The sequence below is a fragment of the Pseudomonas sp. BN515 genome (assembly GCF_029873155.1).
Classification (GTDB): Bacteria; Pseudomonadota; Gammaproteobacteria; order Pseudomonadales; family Pseudomonadaceae; genus Metapseudomonas.
In genome coordinates, this window is the sequence record NZ_SSOH01000028.1 from 1 (window position 1) to 25,096 (window position 25,096).

Here is a 25,096-nt window from a genome sequence, read left to right on the forward strand (position 1 = left end):
GCTACGACTGCTACCAGAACGCCCTGGCCGAACGGGTCAACGGCATCCTGAAAAATGAACTGCAGACCCACACCCCAGCGCACCTGGAACAGGCCCGTCGGATGGTGCGCGAGGCCGTGGATATCTATAACCGGGAACGCCCTCACCAGGCCCTGCAATACAAAACGCCCGATGCGGTGCATCGGGCGTTTTGAGGTCGGGAGCTTAGCCTGATAGGTGTAAACCTATTTCAGGACTAGACACGGCCAGGATCAGTTGCGCATGCTGATCTTCAGCGATGCCTGGGACAGGTCGATGTTGTTCAGTGTCAGGCTGCCGAAACTCTGGTTCTGCGGCGAGCCGGCAACGCGGATGTTCTCGAAGCGCAACTCGCCGATGGAACTGGGCAACCGCAGGTTCACCGAACCGTCCGAATTGACCACCGAGGTCATCTTGCTGGTGTCGTAGACCACGTCCTTCATCGAAGTCTCGGCATCCAGGCTGTCCAGCACCGGCATCACCAGCTTCGCCAGTTGCTTCACCGCGCCCAGCCCGTCGCCCTGTTCGGCTTGCAGGAACAAGCCCTGCAACACATCGTCCAGACCCTGGGCGCTGACATTGCTCATCTCCAGATCGGTCAGCGGGCGCAGGCCCCGCGGTGTTTCCTGGCGGCTGATGCTGGCGGGCGGCTGCAAGCGCTGGATATCGGCGCTGGCCATCTGGAAGGGGCTCATTAACGCGGCCACAAGGGTAGCCGCCAGTCGCAGGTTGCTCTGTTTCTTCAGGGCCTTGGTCAGTTGCTTCTGGGTCAGCAGGCCTTGCGCTATCAGTACTTCACCCAGCCGCATCTTGCTGGTGAGCTGCATCTTGATTGCGGTATCCAGCTGCTGGGATGTGATCAGACCCTTGTTGATGAGGATCTGCCCCAGGCGGGAGTTCATTTGGTTGGCCATGTTCCGGTACCGGCAATGGGTGATAGCAAGATGAAATCATCCACGGCCAGCCCGATCCTGTCACCAGACTAAGGATAGGCTGGCCATGCCGCCTGTCAGTGTGTTTGCGCCAGAGTGCGATCAGCGGTAACACCGGGTTGCTCCTCGGTTTCCATCAGGGACACCAGCGTCCAGTCCTTTTCCGGTGTGAAGTCCAGCGGTTGCCCTGCCAGGTGCACCCAGCCGCGTGGATCGCGGGCCAGCAGAAGCGTGGCGCGGTTGCCGTGCAGGGCCTGGTATTCGGCCCAGCCGAAGGTCGCGGTCAGGGTAGTGGTGCGCACGTCGGCGCCCTTGGCGAGATAGCTGGCGAACTGCGGGAAGGTCAGAGGCTGGCCACCGAGGGGGCGGCCGCGCACGGTCTCGCTGACGCGATGCTTGTCCGAGCGCCGGCTTTCGTTGCCGGTCGGAAGGGTGAAACGGCGCTGGGCGTTGAAGTCATGGCGGAAGTGCATGCAGGCCAGAGCATTGAGTTCGCTGGAAGGGGAGAGCGCCAGGAGGTGTCCGAGGCCTACCAGGTCGAGGTGCGCTTCGGCATGCTGCGATGTCGGATTGCCGAAGTAGGTGGGCAGGTTGTCCATGCGCGCGGCACGGATGTTCTCCCAGCTGGAATCGGTGAGCAGTACCCGGCTGCCAAGGTTCTGCAGGGCTTTGCCGACTTCGCGGGCCACGGGATTGGCGCCGATGATGAGGAAACCCGACGGCGCGGGCTCTGCCACCTTGAGCAGTTGTGCCAGCGGGCGTGCAGTGGCGCTCTGCAGTACCACGGTGCCGATGATCACCAGGAAGGTCAGCGGTACCAGCAATTCGGCCTGCTCGTTGCCCTCAGCTTGAAGGCGCAGGACGAAGATCGCCGAGACGGCTGCGGCGACGATGCCGCGTGGGGCGATCCACGCCAGTAACGCGCGTTCCCGCCAGCTCAGGTTCGACCCCAGGGTGCTGACAGCGACGTTCAATGGCCGAGCGATGAACTGGATCACCGCCAGCAACAGGAGGGTCGCCGGGCCCATGGCCACCAGCGCGGCGAAATCCAGGCGAGCCGCAAGGAGGATGAACAGCCCGGAGATCAGCAGCACGCTGAGGTTTTCCTTGAAGTGCAGGATCTGCCGCACATCCACTCCGCGCATGTTGGCCAGCGCCATGCCCATCACGGTCACCGCCAGCAGGCCGGACTCGTTCACCAACAGGTTGGCACCAATGAACACGCCGAGTACCGCGGCCAGTGCCGCGAGGTTCTGCAGGTACTCCGGGAGCCAGTGCCGACGCAGAACCACGCCGAACAACCAGCCACCGATGGCGCCCAGCAGCGTCCCGCAGGCGATCACCGCGGCGAAGGTCGATAGGCTGGCGCTCCAGCCTCCGTCGTCACGGCTGACGATGAAACTGAACACCACCACCGCCAGCAGCGCACCAATGGGGTCGATGACGATGCCTTCCCAGCGCAGTATGTTGGCGATCGAGGCGCGCGGCCTCACCACACGCAGCATCGGCACGATTACCGTGGGCCCCGTTACCAGGGTCAGGGTGCCGAACAGCAGCGACAGCTCCCAGGAGAAGCCCAGCAGCCAGTGGGTGGCGATCGCGATCACCACCCAGGTGATCAGCGCGCCCACGGTCACCATGCGTCGTACCACGCTGCCGATCTCGCGCCATTCGGAGAAATGCAGGGTCAGGCTGCCCTCGAACAGGATCAACGCCACCGACAGGGAAATCAGTGGGAACAGCAGTGGCCCGAACAGCGCCTGCGGGTCCAGCAGGCCGGTCACCGGGCCGGCGAGAATACCGGCCAGCAGCAGGAAGAGGATGGCCGGCAGGCGCAGGCGCCAGGCCAGCCACTGGCTGAACAGCGCAGCCGCGCCAATGCCGCCCAGGCCGAGCAGGATATGGTGTTCGCTCATCGGAAGTCCCTATCGGAGATGAATCGGATACAGCGCTATGAAAGACTAGCGCCTTGCACAGTCAAGGCTGCCATTCATGCCCGCGCTAGACCATCTTCTGATTGATCGCTTTCTCGACGCCCTCTGGCTGGAGAAGGGCCTGTCCGAACACACTCGCTCCGCATACCGCAGTGACCTCGCCCACTTCAATGGCTGGCTCGATGAACGGGGCATGGTCTTGGACAAGGCCGGGCGCGACCTCATCCTCGACCATCTCGCCTGGCGCCTGGAACAGGGCTACAAGGCGCGCTCCACGGCTCGGTTTCTCTCCGGCCTGCGCGGCTTCTACCGCTTCCTGCTGCGGGAAAACCTGATCCTTGAAGACCCGACCCTGCAGGTGGACCTGCCGCAACTCGGTCGCCCCTTGCCCAAATCGCTCTCCGAAGCGGATGTGGAAGCCTTGCTGGAAGCTCCGGACCTGGAAGACCCCATCGGCATGCGCGATCGCGCCATGCTCGAAGTGCTCTATGCCTGCGGCCTGCGGGTCACCGAACTGGTGAGCCTGACCCTGGAACAGGTCAACCTGCGCCAGGGTGTGCTCAAGGTGTTCGGCAAGGGCAGCAAGGAGCGCCTGGTGCCCCTGGGCGAAGAAGCCATCGCCTGGATCGAGCGCTACCAGCGCGAGGCGCGGCCCTTCCTGCTGGAAGGCAAACCCAGCGACGTGCTCTTCCCCAGCCTGCGTGGCGAGCAGATGACCCGTCAGACCTTCTGGCACCGCATCAAGCACCAGGCCCAGGTGGCCGGCATCAGCAAGTCCCTGTCGCCGCACACCCTGCGCCACGCCTTCGCTACGCACCTGCTCAACCATGGCGCGGACCTGCGCGTGGTGCAGATGCTGCTCGGTCATAGCGACTTGTCCACCACCCAGATCTACACCCACATCGCCCGCGCCCGCCTGCAGGAACTGCACGCCCGCCACCACCCGCGGGGGTGAGCCGGGGTCGAACCCGGCGCAGGAGCCGCGACAGGGATGTCATGCACGAGTCCCGACCTTCGCGCTGCGTCGCCCCGGCGAACGACCGGCCAGGATGGCCGGGCCCTGTTCCTGCGAATACCCGACTGGCCTCCGGCAACGTCCGCCGGGCACCCGAAGTCTGCGCGCCAGAGCTTCTGTGTTAGGCTTGAACGGTTTCCCGAACGTCCGCCGCTCGACAGGAGTACCCATGCGCGTGACTCGTCTTATCGCTGGCCTGGCTCTCGGCCTCGCCAGCACCATCAGCCTCGCCGACGACCCGGACCAGGCCATCCGCAAGACCCTCGACGCCCTGCAACTTGGCCTGCCCATTGAGTCCATCGGCGAAAGCCCGATGACCGGCATCTACCAGGTCCAGCTCAAGGGCGGCCGCATGCTCTACACCAGCGCCGACGGCCAGTACCTGATGCAGGGCTACCTCTACCACGTGCAGAACGGCAAGCCGGTGAACCTCACCGAGCAGGCCGAGAGCCGCTCCATCGCCAAGGAAATCAACGCCATCCCCACCAGCGAGATGGTGGTGTTCTCGCCCAAGGAGCCGGCCAAGGCGCACATCACTGTGTTCACCGACACCGACTGTGGCTACTGCCAGAAGCTGCACAGCGAAGTGCCGGAACTGAACCGCCGCGGCATCGAAGTGCGCTATGTCGCCTTCCCGCGTCAGGGCATTGGCAGCCACGGCTACAACAGCTTGGTCAGCGTCTGGTGCAGCAAGGACCGTCAGGCCGCGATGAACAAGGCCAAGTCCCGCGAAGAACTGCCGGCTGCGACCTGTGATAACCCGGTGGCCAAGCAGTTCGAGCTGGGCCAGCTGATAGGCGTCAACGGCACTCCGGCCATCGTGCTGGGCAATGGCCAGATGATTCCGGGCTACCAGCCGGCCCCGCAGCTGGCGAAACTTGCCCTGGAGGCCAAGTAATCCGGGCGCTTGCCTCGATTGACCAATATTCAGCCGCTTCGTAAAGTGCGGCTCTTTTCCTCGGCCGGGACTCACCCGGCCGTTTTCGCAGTGATGATGGGGAGTTCAGCGTGAAGCCGGTAAAAGTAGGCATCTGTGGCCTTGGGACCGTCGGTGGCGGCACCTTCAACGTACTCAAACGCAACGCCGAGGAGATTGCCCGCCGTGCCGGGCGTGGAATCGAAGTTGCCCAGATTGCCGCTCGTCGTCCCAACCCGAAGTGTGAAACCGGCGCTACCCCCATCACCGCCGACATCTTCGACGTGGCCAACAACCCGGAAATCGACATCGTCATCGAACTGATCGGTGGCTATACCCTGGCCCGTGAGCTGGTCATGAAGGCCATTGAGAACGGCAAACACGTGGTCACCGCCAACAAGGCGCTGATCGCCGTGCATGGCAACGAAATCTTCGCCAAGGCCCGCGAGAAGGGCGTCATGGTCGCCTTCGAAGCCGCCGTCGCCGGTGGCATCCCGGTGATCAAGGCGATCCGCGAAGGCCTTGCCGCCAACCGCATCAACTGGCTGGCCGGCATCATCAACGGCACCGGTAACTTCATCCTCACCGAAATGCGTGAGAAGGGCCGCGCCTTCGAGGACGTGCTGAAAGAAGCCCAGGCCCTGGGCTACGCCGAAGCCGACCCGACCTTCGACGTCGAAGGCATCGACGCTGCCCACAAGCTGACCATCCTCGCGTCCATCGCCTTCGGCATCCCGCTGCAGTTCGACAAGGCCTACACCGAGGGCATCTCGAAGCTCACCAGCGCCGACGTCAACTACGCCGAAGCCCTGGGCTACCGCATCAAGCACCTGGGCGTGGCGCGTCGCACTGACAGCGGCTTCGAACTGCGCGTACACCCGACCCTGATTCCGGCCGACCGCCTGATCGCCAACGTCAACGGCGTGATGAACGCCGTGATGGTCAACGGCGACGCCGCCGGCAGCACCCTCTACTACGGCGCTGGCGCCGGCATGGAGGCCACCGCCTCTGCCGTGGTCGCCGACGTGGTGGATGTGGTCCGTGCCCTGACCACCGATCCGGAAAACCATGTACCGCATCTGGCCTTCCAGCCGGATTCCCTGTCCGACCACCCGATCCTGCCGATCGAAGCCTGCGAAAGCGCCTACTACCTGCGCATCCAGGCCAAGGATCATCCGGGCGTGCTGGCGCAGGTCGCGACCATCCTGTCGGAACGCGGCATCAACATCGAATCCATCATGCAGAAAGAAGTCGAAGAGCAGGACGGCCTGGTGCCGATGATCCTGGTTACCCACCGGGTCGTCGAGGCGCGCGTCAACGACGCCATCGCCGCGCTGGAAGCTCTGGAAGACGTGGTAGGCAGCGTAGTGCGCATCCGCGTCGAGCAACTGAACTAAGCAGCCGCAAGGTACGGGCGCGGCCGCGGAGGGGCGATCCCCCGGAGCGGCGCGCCGGTGCTTTCAGCTCGAAACCAAGGTTTTAAGACATGCGCTATATCAGTACCCGCGGCCAGGCACCGGCCCTGAACTTCGAAGACGTGCTGCTGGCTGGCCTGGCCAGTGACGGCGGCCTCTACGTCCCGGAAAACCTGCCGCGCTTCACCCAGGAAGAAATCGCTTCCTGGGCAGGCCTGCCGTACCACGAACTGGCCTTCCGTGTGATGCGCCCCTTCGTGACCGGCAGCATCGCCGATGCCGACTTCAAGAAAATCCTCGAAGAGACCTACGGCGGCTTCGCCCACAATGCCGTGGCGCCGCTGCGTCAGCTGAACGGCAACGAGTGGGTGCTGGAGCTGTTCCACGGTCCGACCCTGGCCTTCAAGGACTTCGCCCTGCAGCTGCTGGGCCGTCTGCTCGACCACGTGCTGAGCAAGCGCGGCGAGCGTGTGGTGATCATGGGCGCGACCTCCGGTGACACCGGCTCGGCCGCCATCGAAGGCTGCAAGGCCTGCGAGCATGTCGACATCTTCATCATGCACCCGCACAACCGCGTGTCCGAGGTGCAGCGTCGCCAGATGACCACCATCCTCGGCGAGAACATCCACAACATCGCGGTCGAGGGCAACTTCGACGACTGCCAGGAGATGGTCAAGGCGAGCTTCGCCGACCAGGGCTTCCTCAAGGGCACCCGCCTGGTGGCAGTGAACTCGATCAACTGGGCGCGGATCATGGCCCAGATCGTCTACTACTTCCACGCGGCCCTGCAGCTGGGCGGCCCGGCCCGTTCCGTGGCCTTCTCCGTGCCCACCGGCAACTTCGGCGACATCTTCGCCGGCTACCTGGCGCGCAACATGGGCCTGCCGATCAGCCAACTGATCGTCGCCACCAATCGCAACGACATCCTGCACCGCTTCATGAGCGGAAATCAGTACGTCAAGGACACCCTGCACCCGACCCTGTCGCCGTCGATGGACATCATGGTTTCGTCCAACTTCGAGCGCCTGCTGTTCGACCTGCACGGCCGCAATGGTGCTGCCATCGCCAGCCTGATGGATACCTTCAAGCAGGGCGGCGGTTTCAGCGTCGAGGAAGACCGCTGGACCGAAGCACGCAAGCTGTTCGACTCCCTGGCCGTGGATGACGCAGCCACCTGCGAAACCATCGCCGAGGTGTACAAGGAGTGCGGCGAGCTGCTGGACCCGCACACCGCGATCGGCGTACGCGCTGCCCGTGAGTGCCGCCGCAGCCTGGCCACCCCGATGGTCATCCTGGGCACTGCCCACCCGGTGAAGTTCCCCGAGGCCGTGGAGAAGGCTGGCGTTGGCCAGGCCCCGGCACTGCCGCCGCACCTCGCCGACCTGTTCCAGCGCGAAGAGCGTTGCACCGTGCTGCCGAACGACCTGAAGCAGATCCAGGCCTTCGTCAGCCAGCATGGCAATCGCGGCAAGCCGCTGTAAGCCATAGCGCCTGAAACGAAAAGGCCGGCTCCCGAAAGGGGCCGGCCTTTTTATTTCGCAACGGTGGATCCGAACCTTGTAGGGGCGAATTCATTCGCCAAGGGATGCGCAGCATCCCTCTCGGCCCCGCGGGGCAGACCTTCGGCCTGCCTGGCGAATGAATTCGCCCCTACAGAAATGCAGCCTGCCTGAGATCAAATCGCCCCATCCCCCTTCAGCGCCGCCACCTGCTCGACGCTATAGCCCAACCCCGCCAGCACCTCGGCGTTGTGCTCGCCCAGCTCCGGGCCGATCCATTCACTGGAGCCGGGAGTCTCGGAGAGCTTGGGCACGATGCCCGGCATCTTGAACGGCTTGCCATCCGGCAGCTTCGCCGAGAGGAACATCTCGCGGGCGAGGAATTGCGGGTCGGCGAACATGTCTTCGGCGGAGAAGATGCGGCTGGCCGGTACTTCGGCGCGGTTCAGCACGGCCAGCACTTCGTCCAGCGGCAGTGAGCCCACCCAGCGGTCGATCACGCCGTAGAGTTCATCGCGGCGGGCGTCCCGGCCATCGTTGCTGGCCAGGGTCGGATCGTTGGCCAGGTCCTCACGGCCGATACCCAGCATGAAGCGCTTGAAGATGGCATCGCCGTTGGCGCCGATCTGCACATGGCGGCCGTCGGCGGCGGTGTGAATGGAAGAGGGGGTGATGCCGGGCATGATGTTGCCGGTGCGTTCGCGGATGAAACCGAACACATCGAACTCCGGCACCATGCTTTCCATCATGGCGAACACCGCCTCGTAGAGCGCCACGTCCACCACCTGGCCCTGGCCGCCGTTCACCTCGCGGTGGCGCAGCGCCATGAGGGCGCCGATCACGCCCCAGAGTGCGGCGATGGAGTCGCCGATGGAAATGCCCGTGCGCACCGGCGGGCGGTCCTCGAAGCCAGTGATGTAGCGCAACCCGCCCATGGACTCGCCAACCGCACCGAAGCCCGGTTGGTCCTTGTACGGGCCGCTCTGGCCAAAGCCGGACAGCCGTACCATCACCAGCTTCGGGTTGAGCGCATGGATCACGTCCCAGCCCAGCCCCAACTTTTCCAGCACGCCAGGGCGGAAGTTCTCGATGAGAATGTCCGCCTCGGCCAACAGTTTCTTGAGGATCTCCTGGCCTTCCGGGTGCTTGAGGTTCAGCGTCAGCGATTTTTTGTTACGTGCCTGCACGAACCACCAGAGCGAGGTGCCTTCGTACAGCTTGCGCCATTTGCGCAGCGGGTCGCCGCCGTCGGGGGATTCGATCTTGATGACTTCAGCGCCGAACTCCGCGCACAGGCGCGAGGCGAAGGGACCGGCGATCAGCGTGCCGAGCTCGATCACTTTGAGGCCGGCGAGGGGTTTTGCAGCGACGTTCATCGGGATATCCAGGGTCCAGGCGATGGCGGCGACTCTACTCCGCGGGGCCAGCCGCGAACAGTCCGGTTTACCGCTGGCGCCCCTGTGCAGGGCGACTTAAAGTGCTTGGCAGGACCCCGATTCGCACATGCCGAACGCCATGCCAACACGTGCTGCCACCCTCTGCCGCTTGTCGCCCAGTACGCGCCGGGAGGAGGGACCATGCAACTGAACGTGCCCACCCTGGTGCTTGTGGATATCTACATCCTCGCCCTGGTGGGCATTCTCATGCTCCACGCCTGGCGCCGTGGCCGCCGCGAGCCGACCCTCGGCTATCTGTCCGCCGCGCTGCTGCTCGGCGTGCTGGGCACCATCCTGGGCAGCCTGCGCGGCATGGGGGTGGATTACCTGCCGCTGGTGTTCGGCAACGTGGTGCTGCACATCAGCGCGGCCATGACCTGGACCACCATGCGCGTATTCGCCGGGCGCTCGCCGCATGTGCCGGGTATTTGCGCCGGCGCGGTGATCTGGACGGTGCTCTGCCTCAATCCGGCGTTCTACGAATCCCTCACGGTGCGCATCGCGGTCGGTTCGCTGATCACCGTCTGCTACACCGGCCTCAGTGCCTACGAGCTGTGGCGCAGCCGCCAGAGCCTGGAGGTCGCCTACCTGCCGGCCCTGGCCCTGACCCTCTTCCACATGGGTTTTTACTGCGTGCGCATCATCGTCGACCGCGGCATGCCCTTCGACGCGGCGGTGGCCAGCAGCGGACAGGGCACCAACTTCTTCTCCCTGCTGGTGTTCGAGACCCTGCTCTATGCCATCGGCATCTCCTTCGTCACCCTGTCCATGGTCAAGGAACGCGCCGAGCTGAAGTTCCGCGCCGCCGCCTACTGCGACCCCCTCACCGGCGTCGGCAACCGCCGCGCCTTCATGACCACCGGCGAATACCTGCTGGAAAGCTGCGAGCACCGGGGAGAGCCGGTGGCCCTGTTGCTGTGCGACCTCGACCACTTCAAGCGCCTCAACGACAACTACGGGCACGCCACCGGCGATGAGGCCCTGGTGGCCTTCACTCGGATCGCCGTCGGCAGCATGCGCAAGCAGGATGTGTTCGGCCGCATCGGCGGAGAGGAGTTCGCCTGCCTGCTGGCCGACGCTGACGACGAAGCGGGCGCCCAGGTGGCCGAACGCATCCGCCGCGAATTTGCCGAACTGCCGTTCCAGGAGCCGGGCGAGCTCAGCGTCAGCATCGGCATCGTCAGCTCCAAAGAAGCCGGCTACGACCTGTTCCGCCTGCTTTCCCTGGCCGACGACGCGCTCTATGCCGCCAAGGACAAGGGTCGCAACCGCATCCAGCGCTATCCCGCCGATTAGCCGGAAGGCCCAGCCATGGCCGCGGAATCAGGGTAGACTTGCCGCCCTCCGCGAATAACCAAGAAGCCCGCCATGGCCCTCCAAGCGACCCCCTACAAAGTCGAGCTCAACCTCACGGACCTGGACCGCAGCGTCTACGAGAACCTGCGTTTCACCGTCGCCAAGCACCCCTCGGAAACCGAAGAGCGCCTGGCCGTGCGCCTGATCGCCTACGCACTCTGGTACCACGAGCAGCTGTCCTTCGGCCGTGGCCTGTCGGATGTGGATGAGCCCGCGCTGTGGGAAAAGAGCCTGGACGACCGCGTCCTGCACTGGATCGAAGTGGGCCAGCCGGATGCCGAGCGCATCACCTGGTGCTCGCGCCGCACCGAGCGCTTCAGCCTGGTGGCCTACGGCAACCTGCGCGTATGGCAGACCAAGGTGCTGGACGGTGTGCGTAACCTGAAGAACATCAACGTCGTCGGCGTCAACCAGGAAGCCCTGGAAGAACTGGCCCGCGACCTGCCTCGCTCGGTGAGCTGGAGCGTGATGATCAGCGACGGTTCGCTGTTCATCACCGATGAGCGTGGCCAGCACGAAATCCCGCTGGAGTGGCTGGCCGGGGAACGTTGATCGGAAGTCCGGAGGATTTCCGGGGGTAGGGTGCCCAGCACTCGCCCCAAGGCTCTTTCCCGGGAGGGAGAGGGGAAGTCGATTCAAAGATTGGACCCGCCATGCGTATCGAACACCGCGCCCTGCCTGATGTCCTGCCCGACCTGGGCGACCTGCCACCGCTGTTGACCCGCCTCTATGCGTCCCGTGGTGTGCAATCGGTGGCCGAGCTGGACAAGAGCCTGGCACGGTTGATCCCTTACCAGCAGCTCAAGGGCATCGATGCCGCCGTGGAACTGCTGGTCGAAGCACTGGAAAAGCGCCAGCGCATCCTCTACGTCGGCGACTTCGATGCCGACGGCGCCACCGCCAGCAGTGTTGGCGTACTCGGCCTGCGCATGCTCGGTGCCTTCCATGTCGACTACCTCGTCCCCAACCGCTTCGAATACGGCTACGGCCTGACCCCGGAAATCGTCGCCGTGGCCCTGGAGCGCCGGCCTGACCTGCTGGTGACCGTGGATAACGGCATTTCCAGCGTCGAAGGTGTGGCCGCAGCCAAGGCCGCCGGGCTCAAGGTGCTGGTCACCGACCACCACCTGCCGGGACCGGAACTGCCGGCGGCGGACGCCATCGTCAACCCCAACCAGCCTGGTTGTGATTTCCCCAGCAAGTCCCTGGCCGGTGTCGGCGTCATCTTCTACGTGCTGATGGCGCTGCGCGCACGCCTGCGCGAGCTGGACTGGTTCGCCCGCGCCGGCCTCAAGGAACCCAACCTCGGCGACCTGCTCGACCTGGTGGCCCTGGGCAGCGTGGCCGACGTGGTGCCCCTGGATGCCAACAACCGCATCCTGGTTCACCAGGGCCTGGCGCGCATCCGCGCCGGCCGTGCCCGTGCCGGCCTCAAGGCGATCCTCGAAGTCGCTGGCCGCCCGGCGGGGCGCATCACCTCCACCGACCTCGGTTTCATCCTCGGCCCGCGCCTCAACGCTGCCGGCCGCCTGGACGACATGAGCCTGGGCATCGAATGCCTGCTCTGCGAAGACGAAGCCCTGGCCCGCGACATGGCGGTGCAACTGGACCAGCTCAACCAGGACCGCAAGGCCATCGAGCAGGGCATGCAGCGCGAGGCACTGGCCCAGCTGAAGAACCTGCCCATCGAAGACATGCCCTTCGGCCTCTGCGTGTTCGAGCCGGACTGGCACCAGGGCGTGATCGGCATCCTCGCCTCGCGCCTGAAAGAGCGTTACCACCGCCCGACCATCGCCTTCGCCGACGCGGGTGATGGCCTGCTCAAGGGCTCGGCGCGTTCGGTGCCGGGCTTCCACATCCGCGATGCGCTGGATGCGGTCGCCGCCCGCCATCCGGGACTGATCAGCAAATTCGGCGGTCACGCCATGGCGGCCGGCTTGTCCCTGCCTGTGGAAAACTTCGGCGCCTTCGCTGCTGCCTTCGACGCCGAGACCCGTCGCCAGCTCGATGAAGACGACCTCACCGGCCGCCTGCTCTCCGACGGTCAACTGAGCATCGAGGAATTCCACCTGGAACTGGCCCGCGCGCTGCGCCTGGCCGGCCCCTGGGGCCAGCACTTCCCCGAGCCGGTGTTCCACGGCGTGTTCCAGATCGTCCAGCAGCGTCTGGTCGGCGAGCGCCACCTGAAATTGGTGCTGAAGAGCGAATGCGGCTCGGTACAACTGGACGGCATCGCCTTCAACATCGACCGCGAGCAATGGCCCAACGCCAGCGTCCGCTGGGCCGAACTGGCCTACAAGCTGGACGTGAACGAATTCCGTGGCCAGGAAAGCGTGCAGCTGATGGTCGCCCACATCGCGCCGCGCTGATGTTCGCGGCACCATCCCGTAGGTTGGTGCAGAGCGAAGCCCAACAAGGCACGCGCAGCGTGCCCGGATCGGTTGCGCGGGCCTTTTAGATATTCCGCGCCTGCCTGACACAGCCCTCACCCCCGGCCCCCGCCCTGCGCCCCAGCCTGATCGCTTCGCGATCAGGCGTTCATCGGCACCGGAAGCTGCGCTTCCAAAAGCGTGCCTCTTCACCCCAGAGGGCGAGGGGTGACTCGCGCCGGCTAGACACGCGCAATCCTGAAGCCAATACCGACGGTAGGTCGGCGCAGAGCGAAGCGAAGCCCAACAAGGCACGCGCAGCGGCCCCGATCGCTGCGCCAACCCCAGAAATAGGCGCCTTGTAGGAGCTAGCTTGCTAGCGTAAAGGGGCCATTCGCTGGCAAGCCAGCTCCTACCGCCAATGCAGCTACTCGCTCACCCGTCACCCCATCCGCGCAACTTCTCCATCCAGGGCTACGCTGTTCCAGTCCTGCGCCCTCGAAAAATATTTTCGGCCTGTTGTCGATCTCGTCGTTTCCCCTTCGACCAATTAGCACAGTCAGCAGGCAGCGGCCGCAGGCTGGCGTTCATGCCACCCAACAGGAGAACAACAATGCGCTTCATGGTGATAGTCAAAGCAACCAAGGAATCGGAAGCCGGCATCATGCCCAGCACGGAGCTGCTCACGGCCATGGGCCAGTACAACGAGGAGCTGGTCAATGCCGGCATCCTGCTCGCCGGTGAGGGCCTGCACCCCAGCTCCAAAGGGGCGCGCGTGCAGTTCAAGGGCAAGGATCGCGCCGTCGTCGACGGTCCCTTCGCGGAAACCAAGGAACTGATCGCCGGTTTCTGGCTGTTCAAGGTCAATTCCCTGGAAGAGTGCATCGAGTGGGTCAAGCGTTGCCCCAACCCGATGCTGTCCGATTCCGAAATCGAGATCCGCCAGGTGTTCGAGGCCGAGGACTTCGGCGCTGAGTTCACCCCCGAATTGCGCGAGCAGGAACAACGCGTCTTCGAGAAAGCCAAACAGCAGTGATCGCTGAAAAGCACGGACAGGAGACCATCATGAAAATCGACCCCTACCTTACGTTCGACGGCCAGTGCGGCCCTGCCTTCCAGTTCTACGCCAAGGTGCTCAACGGCACCCTCGAAGCCTTCCTGACCTTCGCCGAGAGCCCCGCCTGCGGCGATGTGCCGGAGAACTTCCGCGACAAGATCATGCATGCCCGCCTGGCCGTGGGTGACCAGGTGATCATGGGCTCGGACTGCCCGCCCCAGGCGCCTTTCCAGGGCATCAGCGGCATCAGCGTTTCGATCAACGTCGACCGAATCGTCGAGGCCGAGCGGGTGTTCAACGCCCTGGCCGAAGGCGGTCAGGTGCAGATGCCCCTGGCGCAGACCTTCTGGGCCGCGCGTTTCGGCATGCTGGTGGACCGCTTCGGCGTGCCCTGGATGATCAACTGTGAGAAGGATCAATAATTCTCAAAAGTGACGCGGCGCCGGGGCTTCCCCGGCGTTGTGGGCCTAAGCTTCTGGAGTTATCTCAAGCGGACGGCTCCAATGTTCCTTATCCACAGGCTGCGTGATCGCGTCAGCCGTTTCCACTATCGCCGCGAATGGCTGCGACCGGACCTCATGGCGGGCCTGTCAGTAGCCGCGGTACAGATACCTACCGCCATCGCCTACGCGCAGATCATTGGCTTCCCCGCCCAGGTGGGGCTCTATGCCTGCATCCTGCCGATGCTGATCTATGCCCTGGTGGGCGGCTCCCGACAGCTGATGGTCGGGCCCGACGCCGCCACCGCCGCCATGGTGGCCGCCGCCATCACGCCGCTGGCGGCCGGCGATCCGCAGCGGCTGATCCACCTGTCGATGATCGTCGCAGTGATGGTGGGCTTGCTGTCCATCGTCGCCGGGTTCATTCGTGCCGGCTTCATCGCCAGCTTCCTTTCGCGGCCCATCCTCGTCGGCTACCTGAACGGCATCGGCCTCAGCCTGCTGGCCGGCCAGCTCGGCAAGCTGCTGGGCTACCAGGCGGAAACCAGCGGCTTCATTGCCGGCTTGCTGGCGATGATCCGTAACCTGGCCGATACCCACCTGCCGACCCTGGCACTGGGGGCGGCGACCCTGCTGGTGCTGATCCTCCTGCCTCGGCGCTGGCCCCGGCTGCCGGTGGCCCTGGTGGCGATCGTGCTGGCTTCGCTGGCGGCCGCCGTCCTGGGGCTGGACCGCTATGGCGTGGAACTGCTGGGCGCGGTTCCAGCGGGGCTGCCGGAGCTGAGCTGGCCGCGTGCCAGTTACCCCGAGTTGCTCAGCCTGCTGCGGGATGCCACGGGTATCACCATCGTCAGCTTCTGCAGCGCCATGCTCACGGCCCGCAGCTTTGCCGCCCGGCACGGCTACGCCATCGACGCCAACCATGAGTTCATCGCCCTGGGCCTGGCCAACGTCGGCGCCGGGGTGTCCCAGGCCTTTGTCATCAGCGGCGCGGACTCGCGCACGGCGGTGAATGACCTGGTCGGTGGCAAGACCCAGATGGTCAGCGTGGTCGTGGCCCTGGTGATAGTCGCCGTACTGGTATTTCTCCACGGGCCGCTGGCCTGGGTGCCTATTGCTGCCTTGGGGGCGGTGTTGATGCTGGCCGGCTGGGGGCTGATCGACTTTCGCGCACTCAAGGTGTTCTGGCGCCTCAGCCGCTTCGAGTGCGGGCTGTGCCTGCTGACCACGGTAGGTGTACTGGGCGTCGGCGTGCTGCCGGGCATCTTCGTCGCCATCAGCCTGGCCCTGCTGCGCCTGCTGTACCTCACGTACCGCCCCACCGACGCGGTGCTGGGCTGGATGGAAGGCGTCGACGGCCAGGTGGAACTGAGTCGTTATCCACAGGCGAGCACCTTGCCGGGCCTGATGATCTACCGCTTCGATGCGCCCCTGCTGTTCTTCAACGCCGACTATTTCAAGCAGCGCCTGCTGCACCTCGTGGATCAGGCGGACCACCCCCGCGCAGTGCTGCTCAACGCCGAAACCATGATCAACCTCGACCTGACCGGCCTCGCCACCCTGCGCGAAGTGAAGCAGACACTCGCGGCCAGGGGCGTCCACTTCGGTTTCGCCCGCCTGTTCGGCCCGGCCTACGAGCTGTTGCAGCGCTCCGGCGAGCTGGGCGAGCTGAAGCCCCCGATGGTGTTCAGCTCGGTGCGGGCGGGGATCAACGCCTATCGCGTCTGGTTGGCGAAGCAGGACTTGCAGGACCCGCAGCCGGGCGGGTAAACCAGTGGCTCAATCCACGGGAACACAAGGAACGAACATGGACCCCTTCATGCAAGCCGCCATCGAAGAAGCCCGCCAGGGACTGGCCGAGGGCGGGATTCCCATCGGCTCGGTGATCGTCCACAAGGGCCGCATCATCGGCCGTGGCCACAATCGCCGCATCCAGGAAGGCAGCGCCATCAAGCACGGCGAGATGGACGCGTTCGAAAACGCCGGCCGCCAGCCCGCCAGCGTCTACCGCGAGTCGGTGCTCTACACCACGCTTTCGCCCTGTTCCATGTGCAGCGGGGCGATCCTGCTCTATGGGATTCCCAAGGTGATCATCGGCGAGAACCGCACCTTCCAGGGGGAGGAAGAGCTGCTGCGTTCCCGGGGCGTGGCGCTGGAGGTGCTGCAGGACGCCGAGTGCGTGAAGCTGATGGAGGACTTCATCGAGGCCCGTCCGGAGCTGTGGAACGAAGACATAGGCGAATGACCGTGCGGCTAGACTGAAACTGTTCGTCCCCATGCTCCTCGAGGAGGTGCAGCATGGCGATCCGCGAAGGTTTCATCGGCACCATCGGTAATACGCCCCTGCTGCGTCTCGACAGCCTCAGCGCCGAGACCGGCTGCGACATCCTGGCCAAGGCCGAATTCCTCAACCCCGGCGGCTCGGTGAAGGACCGCGCCGCCCGCTACATCATCGACGATGCCGAACGCGAGGGGCGCCTGTTCCCCGGCGGCACGGTGGTGGAGGGCACCGCCGGCAATACCGGCATCGGCTTGGCGCATATCTGCGCGGCGCGCGGGTATCGCTGCATCATCGTGATCCCCGACAACCAGTCCCCGGAAAAGCTCGACCTGCTGCGCACCCTCGGCGCCGAAGTGCGTCCGGTGCCGCCCAAGCCCTACAAGGACCCGGACAACTACCAGAAGATCGCCGGCCGCCTGGCTGCCGAGCTGCCCGGCGCCATCTGGGCCAACCAGTTCGACAACACCGCCAACCGCCAGGCCCACTTCGCGACCACCGGTCCGGAAGTCTGGGCCGACACCGAGGGCCATCTGGATGCCTTTGTCTGCGCCACCGGCACCGGCGGCACCCTGGCAGGGGTGGCGCGCTACCTCAAGGAGCGTGACGCCAACATCCGCATCGTCCTCGCCGACCCCATGGGCAGCGCCCTGTACAACTGGGTGAAGCGCGGCGAGTTGGTGGCGGAGGGCAGCTCCATCACCGAAGGCATCGGCACCACGCGCGTCACCGCCAATCTCGAAGGCACCCCCATCGATGACGCCGTGCAAGTGGACGACCCGGCCTGTGTGGCGATGGTCTATCACTTGCTGCGGGAGGAGGGGCTGTTCGTTGGCGGATCGTCCGGCATCAACCTCGCTGCGGCCGTGCAGGTGGCGCGCCAGTTGGGGCCGGGGCATCGCGTGGTGACGCTGCTGTGTGATCGCGGTGGGTTGTATGCGGGGCGGTTGTTCAACCCGGCGTGGTTGGCGGAGAAGGGGCTGGCGGGGGCGGCTGGGGTTTAGTCGTACAGACCAACCTTGGCGCACGCCTGAGATATTTTCCCCCTCACCCCAACCCTCTCCCGGAGGGAGAGGGGGCTGTTCGTGCAGAACTGCTACTGGGTGCCAGGCGCGAGTCACCCCTCGCCCTCCGGGAGAGGGTTGTGTCAGGTCGGCTCGCTGCAATTCCATTTCGCGAATGAATTCGCTCCTACAGGGCAGAGCGGTGCTCTGCTTGGCGAATGAATTCGCCCCTACAGAAGAATTAGCCAGCCTGCTCAGGATCGAACTGCAACAGCAATGACCAGGGCGCATTGCAGTTGCCGACGAAGATCGGATGCAGCAGGCAGATGGCGTTGCCAGCTCCCTTGAAGCGCAACGGCCGGCCATCACGAATGGCGCTGCGTGCATCGCTCGGTAGTTCGTTGGCCGGGGTGCCCAGCCGTTTTCCATCCGGGTGGGTCACGAAGTGGGCGGCATTGGACAGCAGCGCGTAATGGCCATTGCCGAACGGTTTCAGCTGGCTCAGGCGCTCTTGCAGCTGCTGCAGGCTGTAGTCGGCGCCGAGGATGCCGAGGAAGCGTCCGCCGGCCAGCATCGGGGTCATGAAGGAGGTCATCAGCACCGTGCTGCCGGCCACCGTGTATTCGTAGGGCTCCATGAACAGGTCGCGGCCCTTGCGCCGGGGCAGTTCGTACCAGTCGCCGTCGTAACCCACCAGGCACTCGCGCTGGATGGCACCGGCGCCCCGGTTCCAGTAGGCCATGATGCGGCCCGTGTGATCGTGGCCGTGCTGGCTGGCGAATTCGGCGTCGCGGCCGTCCAGGGCGTTGGGTTCGCTGGCGCAGGCAAAGGCCAGCAGGCCGGGGTTCTGCAGCAGGCAGTGCTGCATCACGGCGTCGATCTGCTCGCGCTGCGGGCCAAAGCCCTGGGCATGCAGGCCGAGGATGAAATGCTTGAGGCCATAGAGCGCCGTCGCCATCACCGCGAACTGGCTCTGCAACTGCTGCGCCTCGCGGGCCAGCAGGACCTCGGCGGTCTCCTCCTTTGAGGCGCTTTCCGCCCGCTGCACTTGCTCCAGTGCTTTCTCGCTCTCCTGGCGGATGGTGGCGACCACGCTGCCAATATCAGCGGTGGCGTTGGCCGATTGGGTGGCCAGGCGCCGAACCTCGTCCGCGACCACGGCGAAGCCGCGTCCTAGTTCGCCGGCACGGGCCGCCTCGATGGCAGCGTTGAGCGCAACCAGGTTGGTGTTCCTGGCGATCTGGCGGATCACGTCGGAAACCTTGCTGATCTCGTTCCAGCGGTTGTTCAGGCCGTCGATCAGCAGCTTGACCTGGTCGAGTGTGGAGTTGCCCTGGGCGCCGCCTTCCGGCGTGGGCGCCTGGGTCTGTCGGGGACTGCTCTGCATGGTGGGTTACCGAAACGGGTTGGGGCAGGAAGGCGCCGCAAGCGGCGGCGCGAAGCCGTGGCCCGGCGGTCCGGGCCACGGAAGGTCGGTCAGGCGAGTTCGCCCACCGCGCGATGGGCTTCTTCTATCGCCGAATGGGCATAGGCACTCCACGCCGCGTCGGAGTTGGCGATGGTCACGTTGCCCACCGGTTTGCGCGCCAGCAGCATGGTCTTTTCGCTCTCTTGCTCATCGTCGAACAGCGAGTTGGAGAAGCACGCGTAGCCGTGGGACCAGCGGTTGACGGTGATCGCCAGGATGTCCTTCTGGTGGTCGAAGCCGCCTGGGCCGAGCATGCGCTGAAGCTGGTCGCGCAGTTGCGCTTCGAGCTGCTCGAAGGTCGCGGCGTAGAGCTTGGCGCGGCCGGTTCGGGCCTGGGTGCGGGCGTCCATGCCGGCGTTCGGCGAGGTGGGCACGTAAACCATGTGCAGGCCGATGGGCTGCTTCGGATCGCGCGGGTGCTGGTAACCGCCGAGGTCCACCGGGTAGTCCAGCTTGATCCGGCTGTAGGGCTGGGTGGTGGCGTAGATCTCGTGCACGCCGAGCTTCTGGAAGCTCTCCCAGTTGCGGATCACCACCTTGGTGTACACCAGCGGGAACTTCACGTTCTGGGCGAGGGCATTGGCCTGCTCGGGCGAGAGGTCGCGCAGCAGGTACGGGATCATCATGTTGTAGCAGGCCAGCACGCAGTGCTTGCTGCGCACTTTCGCCAGTTGGCCGCCGCGGCTGTAGCCGACGTCGACGCCGCCCTCGCGGTTCTTCACGCTCACCGCCGTGCTGTTCAGGCGCAGGCGTACCGGGTTGCCGGCGACGTCCAGTTTGCTGTAGTCGAATTGCGCCAGGACGATGTCGTCCATGCCCTTGCCGGGCGCCACCGCCGGAATCAGGTCGCGCACCAGCAGGCGCGCCACCGAGGCGTTGCCATCGGGGAAGTGGTAGATGTACGGCTCTTCCATCTCGGCCTTGGCTTCCTCGCCAATGGGCGGCAATTGCATCGCCGCGAAGCCGGGGAAGCCGACGTAGTAGGCGTCGTAGGCGGCCACGGCGTCGATGCTGAGGGCGGAGAAGTCATTGGTGCGGCTCTGGAAGTACTTCACCGCGCTTTCGGACAGGCCCACGTCCTTGAGCAGGAAGTCGCGGTAGCTGGTCTTGGCCAGGTGAGCTTCCTTCTCCTCGCTGGTCTTGCCGGCCAGGTAGTCGTGGGGCGCCTCGTAGAGGTCGATCAGCGCCTTGCGGTCGGCCTCGGGCAGCGGGAAGTCGCTGATGAACGCGCGCCAGGAGCGGGCATTGAGTTTTTCCGGGGCGATGTCGTCGGCCACCATGGGCGTTGGGTCGCCGCTCACCAGCTTGTCCACGCCGAAGTTCTCCTTGTCGAAGAACACCCCGCGGGACAGCCCGAGGTTGGGGTAGAAGTCGCGGTCGAAGGCGGTCTCGAAACGCTTGATGTCGACGCCGAGCTTCTTCAGCAGGCCGTTCACCGTGTCGCTGTAGAGGTGGTTGGGCGACTGGAAGGATTCGCTGCCGCCATAGCCGAGGATCATCCGTCCGCCGGCCTCGAATTCATTGCGCTTGGCGTGGCCGCCGAAGTCGTCGTGGTTCTCGATGATGAGGATGCGCGCGTTCGGCTGCTTCTCGCGATAGAACCAGGCGGCGGACAGGCCGCTGATGCCGCCGCCGACCACCACCAGGTCATACTCCTCACTCACTGGCAGGCCGTCAGTGTCGAACTTCTTCTTCTCCCAGCCCATCTGGTGCGCCACCTCGAAGGCGCCGGGGTGGCTGCCGCGCAGGCCGGTGAGGGCCGGCGGGTAGTAGCGGCCAGCAGGGGCGGCGCGCAGCAGCTGCATGGGCGTGAGGCCAGCGGCAATGGTGAGGGCGACACCGTTGAGGAAATCACGGCGGGTGATGGTCATGGCGAATCCTTGCAAGACAGTTGTTATCGATCGCGGAGCGGGGTGAAGCGGGGGAGGGCCGGCGCTCCGGAATGGGCGCCGGCGAGGGGCTTACCAGCCGAGTTGCTTGTTGAAGCCGAGGGCGTCGTAGTAGTCGCCCTGGTAGGTGATCTTGCCGTTCTTGACGCGGATGAAGCTCACGCCTTCGAACTTCAGCGGCTTGTTGGTGGCCGGGGTTTCGGCACTCCAGGCACCGCTGTTGGTACCGGCGAACTCCCACTGGAAGGCGATGCCGTCCGCGCTGACGATGGGCTCGCTGGTCATCTTCCATTTCAGGTCGGGTACGGCACCGACGAAGACTTTGATCACATTGTCGCGAGCCGCCGAACGACCTTTCTGCGGCGTGCCGACGGTGGCATCGAAGTATTCCGCGTCCTCGGCCAGGAAGCTGGCGGCCTTGTCGGCGTCGTGGGCGTTCCAGGCAGCCATGTAGCCATCGACTATGGCCTTGGCATCGTCAGCCGCCTGGGCCATGCCGGCCATGGCGCAAAACAGGATGAAGCTGAAATTACGCAAGGTGTTACGCATTGCTTGTTCTCCTGGTGGTTTGTGCGGGTACTACCTGTGGAGCGTCCTCCCATGTGGGAGCGACTTCAGTCGCGAAGGGCAGCGCAGCTGCCCTCTGGCTATTCCGGCCGGACCAGGCGGCCCGGATCGCGAATGAATTCGCTCCCACAAAGGAGCGCACTGGCCGAAGCCAGCTCGTTAATGCTTGAACATCACATGGCGAATGGCGGTGTAATCCTCCAGCCCGTACATGGACATGTCCTTGCCGTAGCCGGAGTGCTTGACGCCGCCGTGGGGCATTTCGCTGACCAGCATGAAGTGAGTGTTGACCCAGGTGCAGCCGTACTGCAGGCGTGCGGACAGGCGGTGGGCGCGGCCTACATCAGCGGTCCAGAGGGAGGAGGCCAGGCCGTAGTCGGAATCGTTGGCCCACTCCAGCACCTGCTCTTCGCTGTCGAATTCGGTGACCGACACCACCGGGCCGAACACTTCGCGGCGAACGATCTCATCGTCCTGGCGGGCGCCGGCGAGCACGGTGGGCTGGAAGAAGAACCCCGGGCCATCGACGCGTGTTCCTCCGGTGACGACAGTGATGTGCGGCACGGCGCTGGCGCGCTGGACGAAGCCTTCGACGCGCTCCAGGTGCTGCTCGGTGATCAGCGGGCCGAGTTCGGTGTCCGGGTCGTCCTGCAGGCCGGTCTTGATGCTGCCGACGGCCTCGCCGAGCTTGGCCACGAACTTCTCGTAGATGCCTTTCTGCGCATAGATGCGGCAGGCGGCGGTGCAGTCCTGGCCGGCGTTGTAGAAGCCGAAGGTGCGGATGCCTTCCACGGCGGCGTCGATGTCGGCGTCGTCGAAGATGATCACCGGGGCCTTGCCGCCCAGTTCCATGTGCATGCGTTTCACGCTGTCGGCGGTGCCGGCGATGATCCGCGAGCCGGTGGCGACCGAGCCGGTGAGGGACACCATGCGCACCTTCGGGTGGGTGGTCAGCGGCTCGCCGACACTCGGGCCGCGGCCGAAGACCATGTTCACCACGCCGGCGGGGAAGATCTCAGCGATGAATTCGGCGAGCTTGAGGGCGGTCAGCGGGGTCTGCTCGGAAGGCTTGAGGACCACGGTGTTGCCGGCGGCGAGCGCCGGGCCGAGTTTCCAGGCGGCCATCATCAGCGGGTAGTTCCATGGCGCGATGGAGGCGACCACGCCCACCGGGTCACGGCGGATCATCGAGGTGTGGCCGGGCAGGTACTCGCCGGCAGCGGAGCCGTTCATGCAGCGGCTGGCACCGGCGAAGAAGCGGAACACGTCGGCCACGGCCGGCAGCTCATCGTTCAGCGCGGCGGTGAAGGGCTTGCCGCAGTTCTGCGATTCCAGGCGGGCGAGTTCCTCGGCGTGGGCGTCGATGTGGTCGGCGAGCTTCAGCAGCAGGGTGGCGCGGTCCTTGGGCGAGGTCTGCGACCAGGCAGGGAAGGCGGCGTCGGCGGCACGCACGGCAGCATCGACCTGGGCTGGGCTGGCCTCGGCGATTTCCACCAGGGCGGTGCCCAGGGACGGGTTGAGCACGGCGAGGCTGGGGCCTTCACCGGCGACGAGCTGGCCGTTGATCAGGAGTTTGGTTTGCATGGGGTAGGTCCTCGTAACTATCCCCTCTCCCTTCAGGGAGAGGGTTAGGGAGAGGGCTGCGGACTCGCCGGCAGCCGCGTGTTCTGGATCTGACTTCGCTGCCCTCACCCCCGGCCCCTCTCCCGCAAGCGGTAGAGGGGAGAAAAGCCGGAGAGAGGGCGTGCATGGGCTTTACTTCCCGCTACCCGCCACGCTCTCGCCACCCTTGGTCAGGTAGTAGGCGGCGAGGATGGGCAGCATGGTCACCAGCATCACCAGCATGGCGACCACGTTGGTCACCGGGACGTCGCGCGGGCGGCTGAGCTGGTTGAGCAGCCAGATCGGCAGGGTGCGTTCGTGGCCGGCGGTGAAGGTGGTGACGATGATCTCGTCGAACGACAGCGCGAACGCCAGCATGCCGCCTGCCAGCAGGGCCGAGCCGAGGTTCGGCAGGATGATGTGGCGGAAGGTCTGCCAGCCGTCGGCGCCCAGGTCCATCGAGGCTTCGATGAGGCTGTGGGAGGTGCGGCGGAAGCGCGCGATCACGTTGTTGTGGACGATCACCACGCAGAAGGTGGCGTGGCCGATGACGATGGTCAGCAACCCCGGCTCGATGCCAAGTCCCTTGAACGCCGAAAGCAGGGCGATGCCGGTGATGATGCCGGGCAGGGCGATCGGCAGGATGAGCATCAGCGAGATGCCTTCCTTGCCGAAGAAGCTGCGGCGGTACAGCGCGGCCGCCGCCAGGGTGCCGAGCACCATGGCGATCAGTGTGGCGATGACCGCGACCTGCAGCGACAGCTTGATCGCTTCCACCACGTCCGCGCGGCCGAAGGCGACGCTGAACCAGTGCAGGGTGAAGCCCTGCGGCGGGAAGCTGAACGCGGCGTCTTCGGTGTTGAAGGCGTACAGGAAGATGATCAGGATCGGGATGTGCAGGAATGCCAGCCCGCCCCAGGCGGCCGCTTTCAGGCCCCAGGACGCTTTTTCAGAGTGCATCGAAGGCCCCCAGACGTTTGACGATGGAGAGGTACACGGCGATCAGCACGATCGGCACCAGGGTGAAGGCGGCGGCCATGGGCATGTTGCCGATGGCGCCCTGCTGGGCGTAGACCATGCTGCCGATGAAGTAGCCGGGCGGGCCTACCAGCTGCGGCACGATGAAGTCGCCCAGGGTCAGGCTGAAGGTGAAGATCGAGCCGGCGGCGATGCCCGGAATGGACAGCGGCAGGATCACCTGCATGAAGGTCTGGCGCGGGTGCGCGCCGAGGTCGGCCGAGGCTTGCAGCAGCGACGGCGGCAGGCGCTCGAGGGAGGCCTGGATCGGCAGGATCATGAACGGCAGCCAGATGTACACGAACACCAGGAAGCGCCCGAGGTGCGAGGTGGACAGCGTGCTGCCTCCAACGCCGGGCACGCCCAGCAGCAGCTCCAGCACGGGCTGCAGGTGCAGCGCCTGGACAAACCACATCACTACGCCGCCCTTGGCCAGCAGCAGGGTCCAGGCGTAGGCCTTGACGATGTAACTGGCCCACATGGGCATCATCACCGCGATGTAGAAGAACGCCTTGGTCTTGCCCGTGGTGTAGCGCGCCATGTAGTAGGCGATGGGGAAGGCCAGGGTGGCGCTGGCGATGGACACGGCGATGGCCATGCTCAGCGTACGCACGATGATGTCGAAGTTGGCGGCCTGGAACAGCGCGCCGAAGTTCACCAGGGTAAGGTCCGTCGACACCGACATGGTGAAGTCGTCGAAGGTGTAGAAACCCTGCCAGAGCAGCGTCAGCAACGAGCCCAGGTAGATGGCGCCAAACCACAGCAGCGGCGGCACCAGCAGCAGCGAGAGGTACAGCGTCGGCCGGCGATAGAGCAGGCCCGAGAACCTGCGCATCAGGCCATTGGCGGCGCGCGGCCGCTCGGCGTTGAGGGTCAGTTCCATG

22 protein-coding genes are annotated in these 25,096 nt (G+C 65.2%); 13 read left to right on the plus strand and 9 right to left on the minus strand.

Features of this window, described 5'->3' with window-relative positions; genetic code table 11:
* The coding region (locus E8E91_RS07480) for an integrase core domain-containing protein (RefSeq protein ID WP_280375230.1) at positions 1-194 on the plus strand (194 nt) is incomplete at its 5' end.
* 57 nt (positions 195-251) lie between these two features.
* Here the strand turns inward: E8E91_RS07480 and E8E91_RS07485 are convergent.
* Both E8E91_RS07485 and E8E91_RS07490 read right to left on the minus strand, forming a co-directional pair.
* Positions 252-932 (minus strand): hypothetical protein, encoded by a 681-nt coding sequence (locus tag E8E91_RS07485; RefSeq protein WP_280375231.1) that lies wholly within the window; start codon positions 930-932, stop codon positions 252-254.
* 95 nt (positions 933-1,027) lie between these two features.
* The gene (locus E8E91_RS07490) at positions 1,028-2,866 is read right to left on the minus strand and encodes a sodium:proton antiporter (protein WP_280375232.1); all 1,839 of its coding nucleotides are present in this window, start codon (positions 2,864-2,866) and stop codon (positions 1,028-1,030) included.
* Positions 2,867-2,942: 76 nt separating this feature from the next.
* On the opposite strand from E8E91_RS07490, the gene xerD reads away from it, so the two are divergent.
* From xerD to thrC, 4 genes are all read left to right on the plus strand, one after another.
* Positions 2,943-3,839: a site-specific tyrosine recombinase XerD gene (gene xerD, locus E8E91_RS07495; RefSeq protein ID WP_280375233.1), complete on the plus strand. Its 897-nt coding sequence runs from the start codon at positions 2,943-2,945 to the stop codon at positions 3,837-3,839.
* A 229-nt stretch (positions 3,840-4,068) separates the two neighbouring features.
* Positions 4,069-4,797, plus strand: a complete 729-nt coding sequence (locus tag E8E91_RS07500; protein WP_280375234.1) for a thioredoxin fold domain-containing protein — start codon at positions 4,069-4,071, stop codon at positions 4,795-4,797.
* Positions 4,798-4,907: 110 nt separating this feature from the next.
* The gene (locus tag E8E91_RS07505; protein WP_077526769.1) at positions 4,908-6,212 is read left to right on the plus strand and encodes a homoserine dehydrogenase; all 1,305 of its coding nucleotides are present in this window, start codon (positions 4,908-4,910) and stop codon (positions 6,210-6,212) included.
* Positions 6,213-6,301: 89 nt separating this feature from the next.
* On the plus strand, positions 6,302-7,711 hold the full coding sequence (gene thrC, locus E8E91_RS07510; protein WP_280375235.1) for a threonine synthase: 1,410 nt from the start codon (positions 6,302-6,304) through the stop codon (positions 7,709-7,711).
* 194 nt (positions 7,712-7,905) lie between these two features.
* Here the strand turns inward: thrC and E8E91_RS07515 are convergent, their stop codons facing one another.
* Positions 7,906-9,105, minus strand: coding sequence for a CaiB/BaiF CoA-transferase family protein (locus E8E91_RS07515; RefSeq protein WP_280375236.1), 1,200 nt, complete (start codon positions 9,103-9,105; stop codon positions 7,906-7,908).
* 201 nt (positions 9,106-9,306) lie between these two features.
* Between E8E91_RS07515 and E8E91_RS07520 the strand changes: the two genes are divergently transcribed.
* The 8 genes from E8E91_RS07520 to E8E91_RS07555 all read left to right on the plus strand — a co-directional run bounded on the left by E8E91_RS07520 (position 9,307) and on the right by E8E91_RS07555 (position 17,669).
* The gene (locus E8E91_RS07520; RefSeq protein WP_280375237.1) at positions 9,307-10,461 is read left to right on the plus strand and encodes a GGDEF domain-containing protein; all 1,155 of its coding nucleotides are present in this window, start codon (positions 9,307-9,309) and stop codon (positions 10,459-10,461) included.
* Between the two features lie 72 nt (positions 10,462-10,533).
* On the plus strand, positions 10,534-11,073 hold the full coding sequence (locus E8E91_RS07525; RefSeq protein ID WP_151136503.1) for a YaeQ family protein: 540 nt from the start codon (positions 10,534-10,536) through the stop codon (positions 11,071-11,073).
* 101 nt (positions 11,074-11,174) lie between these two features.
* Positions 11,175-12,890 (plus strand): single-stranded-DNA-specific exonuclease RecJ, encoded by a 1,716-nt coding sequence (recJ, locus tag E8E91_RS07530; protein ID WP_280375238.1) that lies wholly within the window; start codon positions 11,175-11,177, stop codon positions 12,888-12,890.
* 613 nt (positions 12,891-13,503) lie between these two features.
* Positions 13,504-13,926: a YciI family protein gene (locus E8E91_RS07535; RefSeq protein ID WP_280368020.1), complete on the plus strand. Its 423-nt coding sequence runs from the start codon at positions 13,504-13,506 to the stop codon at positions 13,924-13,926.
* Positions 13,927-13,955: 29 nt separating this feature from the next.
* Positions 13,956-14,369, plus strand: a complete 414-nt coding sequence (locus tag E8E91_RS07540; protein ID WP_280368023.1) for a VOC family protein — start codon at positions 13,956-13,958, stop codon at positions 14,367-14,369.
* 81 nt (positions 14,370-14,450) lie between these two features.
* A complete protein-coding gene (locus E8E91_RS07545; protein ID WP_280375239.1) occupies positions 14,451-16,157 on the plus strand; it encodes a SulP family inorganic anion transporter in 1,707 nt (568 codons plus the stop codon).
* Between the two features lie 37 nt (positions 16,158-16,194).
* Positions 16,195-16,632: a nucleoside deaminase gene (locus E8E91_RS07550; protein ID WP_280375240.1), complete on the plus strand. Its 438-nt coding sequence runs from the start codon at positions 16,195-16,197 to the stop codon at positions 16,630-16,632.
* A gap of 53 nt (positions 16,633-16,685) precedes the next feature.
* A complete protein-coding gene (locus E8E91_RS07555; protein WP_280375241.1) occupies positions 16,686-17,669 on the plus strand; it encodes a cysteine synthase A in 984 nt (327 codons plus the stop codon).
* A gap of 241 nt (positions 17,670-17,910) precedes the next feature.
* Here E8E91_RS07555 and E8E91_RS07560 read toward each other — a convergent pair whose 3' ends face one another.
* The 6 genes from E8E91_RS07560 to E8E91_RS07585 form a co-directional block, all read right to left on the minus strand.
* The gene (locus E8E91_RS07560) at positions 17,911-19,056 is read right to left on the minus strand and encodes a methyl-accepting chemotaxis protein (protein ID WP_280375242.1); all 1,146 of its coding nucleotides are present in this window, start codon (positions 19,054-19,056) and stop codon (positions 17,911-17,913) included.
* An 89-nt stretch (positions 19,057-19,145) separates the two neighbouring features.
* A complete protein-coding gene (locus tag E8E91_RS07565) occupies positions 19,146-21,008 on the minus strand; it encodes an NAD(P)/FAD-dependent oxidoreductase (protein ID WP_280375243.1) in 1,863 nt (620 codons plus the stop codon).
* 90 nt (positions 21,009-21,098) lie between these two features.
* Positions 21,099-21,575: an ester cyclase gene (locus tag E8E91_RS07570; protein ID WP_280368035.1), complete on the minus strand. Its 477-nt coding sequence runs from the start codon at positions 21,573-21,575 to the stop codon at positions 21,099-21,101.
* 177 nt (positions 21,576-21,752) lie between these two features.
* Positions 21,753-23,177, minus strand: coding sequence for a gamma-aminobutyraldehyde dehydrogenase (locus E8E91_RS07575; protein ID WP_280375244.1), 1,425 nt, complete (start codon positions 23,175-23,177; stop codon positions 21,753-21,755).
* A 171-nt stretch (positions 23,178-23,348) separates the two neighbouring features.
* A complete protein-coding gene (locus E8E91_RS07580) occupies positions 23,349-24,155 on the minus strand; it encodes an ABC transporter permease (protein WP_280375245.1) in 807 nt (268 codons plus the stop codon).
* Entirely contained in the window at positions 24,145-25,095 is a 951-nt protein-coding gene (locus E8E91_RS07585; protein WP_280375246.1) for an ABC transporter permease, read from the minus strand. The genes E8E91_RS07580 and E8E91_RS07585 overlap by 11 nt, the downstream gene beginning before the upstream one ends.
* Position 25,096: the final 1 nt, after the last annotated feature.

Excerpts from the sequence above, each read along its gene's own strand:
- E8E91_RS07525 (WP_151136503.1), top strand. The coding sequence starts at position 10,534 with ATGGCCCTCCAAGCGACCCCCTACAAAGTCGAGCTCAACCTCACGGAC.
- E8E91_RS07560 (WP_280375242.1), bottom strand. The coding sequence starts at position 19,056 with ATGCAGAGCAGTCCCCGACAGACCCAGGCGCCCACGCCGGAAGGCGGC.
- E8E91_RS07535 (WP_280368020.1), top strand. The coding sequence starts at position 13,504 with ATGCGCTTCATGGTGATAGTCAAAGCAACCAAGGAATCGGAAGCCGGC.
- E8E91_RS07515 (WP_280375236.1), bottom strand. The coding sequence starts at position 9,105 with ATGAACGTCGCTGCAAAACCCCTCGCCGGCCTCAAAGTGATCGAGCTC.
- E8E91_RS07580 (WP_280375245.1), bottom strand. The coding sequence starts at position 24,155 with ATGCACTCTGAAAAAGCGTCCTGGGGCCTGAAAGCGGCCGCCTGGGGC.
- thrC (WP_280375235.1), top strand. The coding sequence starts at position 6,302 with ATGCGCTATATCAGTACCCGCGGCCAGGCACCGGCCCTGAACTTCGAA.
- xerD (WP_280375233.1), top strand. The coding sequence starts at position 2,943 with ATGCCCGCGCTAGACCATCTTCTGATTGATCGCTTTCTCGACGCCCTC.
- E8E91_RS07565 (WP_280375243.1), bottom strand. The coding sequence starts at position 21,008 with ATGACCATCACCCGCCGTGATTTCCTCAACGGTGTCGCCCTCACCATT.
- E8E91_RS07490 (WP_280375232.1), bottom strand. The coding sequence starts at position 2,866 with ATGAGCGAACACCATATCCTGCTCGGCCTGGGCGGCATTGGCGCGGCT.
- E8E91_RS07570 (WP_280368035.1), bottom strand. The coding sequence starts at position 21,575 with ATGCGTAACACCTTGCGTAATTTCAGCTTCATCCTGTTTTGCGCCATG.
- E8E91_RS07500 (WP_280375234.1), top strand. The coding sequence starts at position 4,069 with ATGCGCGTGACTCGTCTTATCGCTGGCCTGGCTCTCGGCCTCGCCAGC.
- E8E91_RS07585 (WP_280375246.1), bottom strand. The coding sequence starts at position 25,095 with ATGGAACTGACCCTCAACGCCGAGCGGCCGCGCGCCGCCAATGGCCTG.
- E8E91_RS07520 (WP_280375237.1), top strand. The coding sequence starts at position 9,307 with ATGCAACTGAACGTGCCCACCCTGGTGCTTGTGGATATCTACATCCTC.
- E8E91_RS07550 (WP_280375240.1), top strand. The coding sequence starts at position 16,195 with ATGGACCCCTTCATGCAAGCCGCCATCGAAGAAGCCCGCCAGGGACTG.
- E8E91_RS07575 (WP_280375244.1), bottom strand. The coding sequence starts at position 23,177 with ATGCAAACCAAACTCCTGATCAACGGCCAGCTCGTCGCCGGTGAAGGC.
- recJ (WP_280375238.1), top strand. The coding sequence starts at position 11,175 with ATGCGTATCGAACACCGCGCCCTGCCTGATGTCCTGCCCGACCTGGGC.
- E8E91_RS07545 (WP_280375239.1), top strand. The coding sequence starts at position 14,451 with ATGTTCCTTATCCACAGGCTGCGTGATCGCGTCAGCCGTTTCCACTAT.
- E8E91_RS07555 (WP_280375241.1), top strand. The coding sequence starts at position 16,686 with ATGGCGATCCGCGAAGGTTTCATCGGCACCATCGGTAATACGCCCCTG.
- E8E91_RS07485 (WP_280375231.1), bottom strand. The coding sequence starts at position 932 with ATGGCCAACCAAATGAACTCCCGCCTGGGGCAGATCCTCATCAACAAG.
- E8E91_RS07540 (WP_280368023.1), top strand. The coding sequence starts at position 13,956 with ATGAAAATCGACCCCTACCTTACGTTCGACGGCCAGTGCGGCCCTGCC.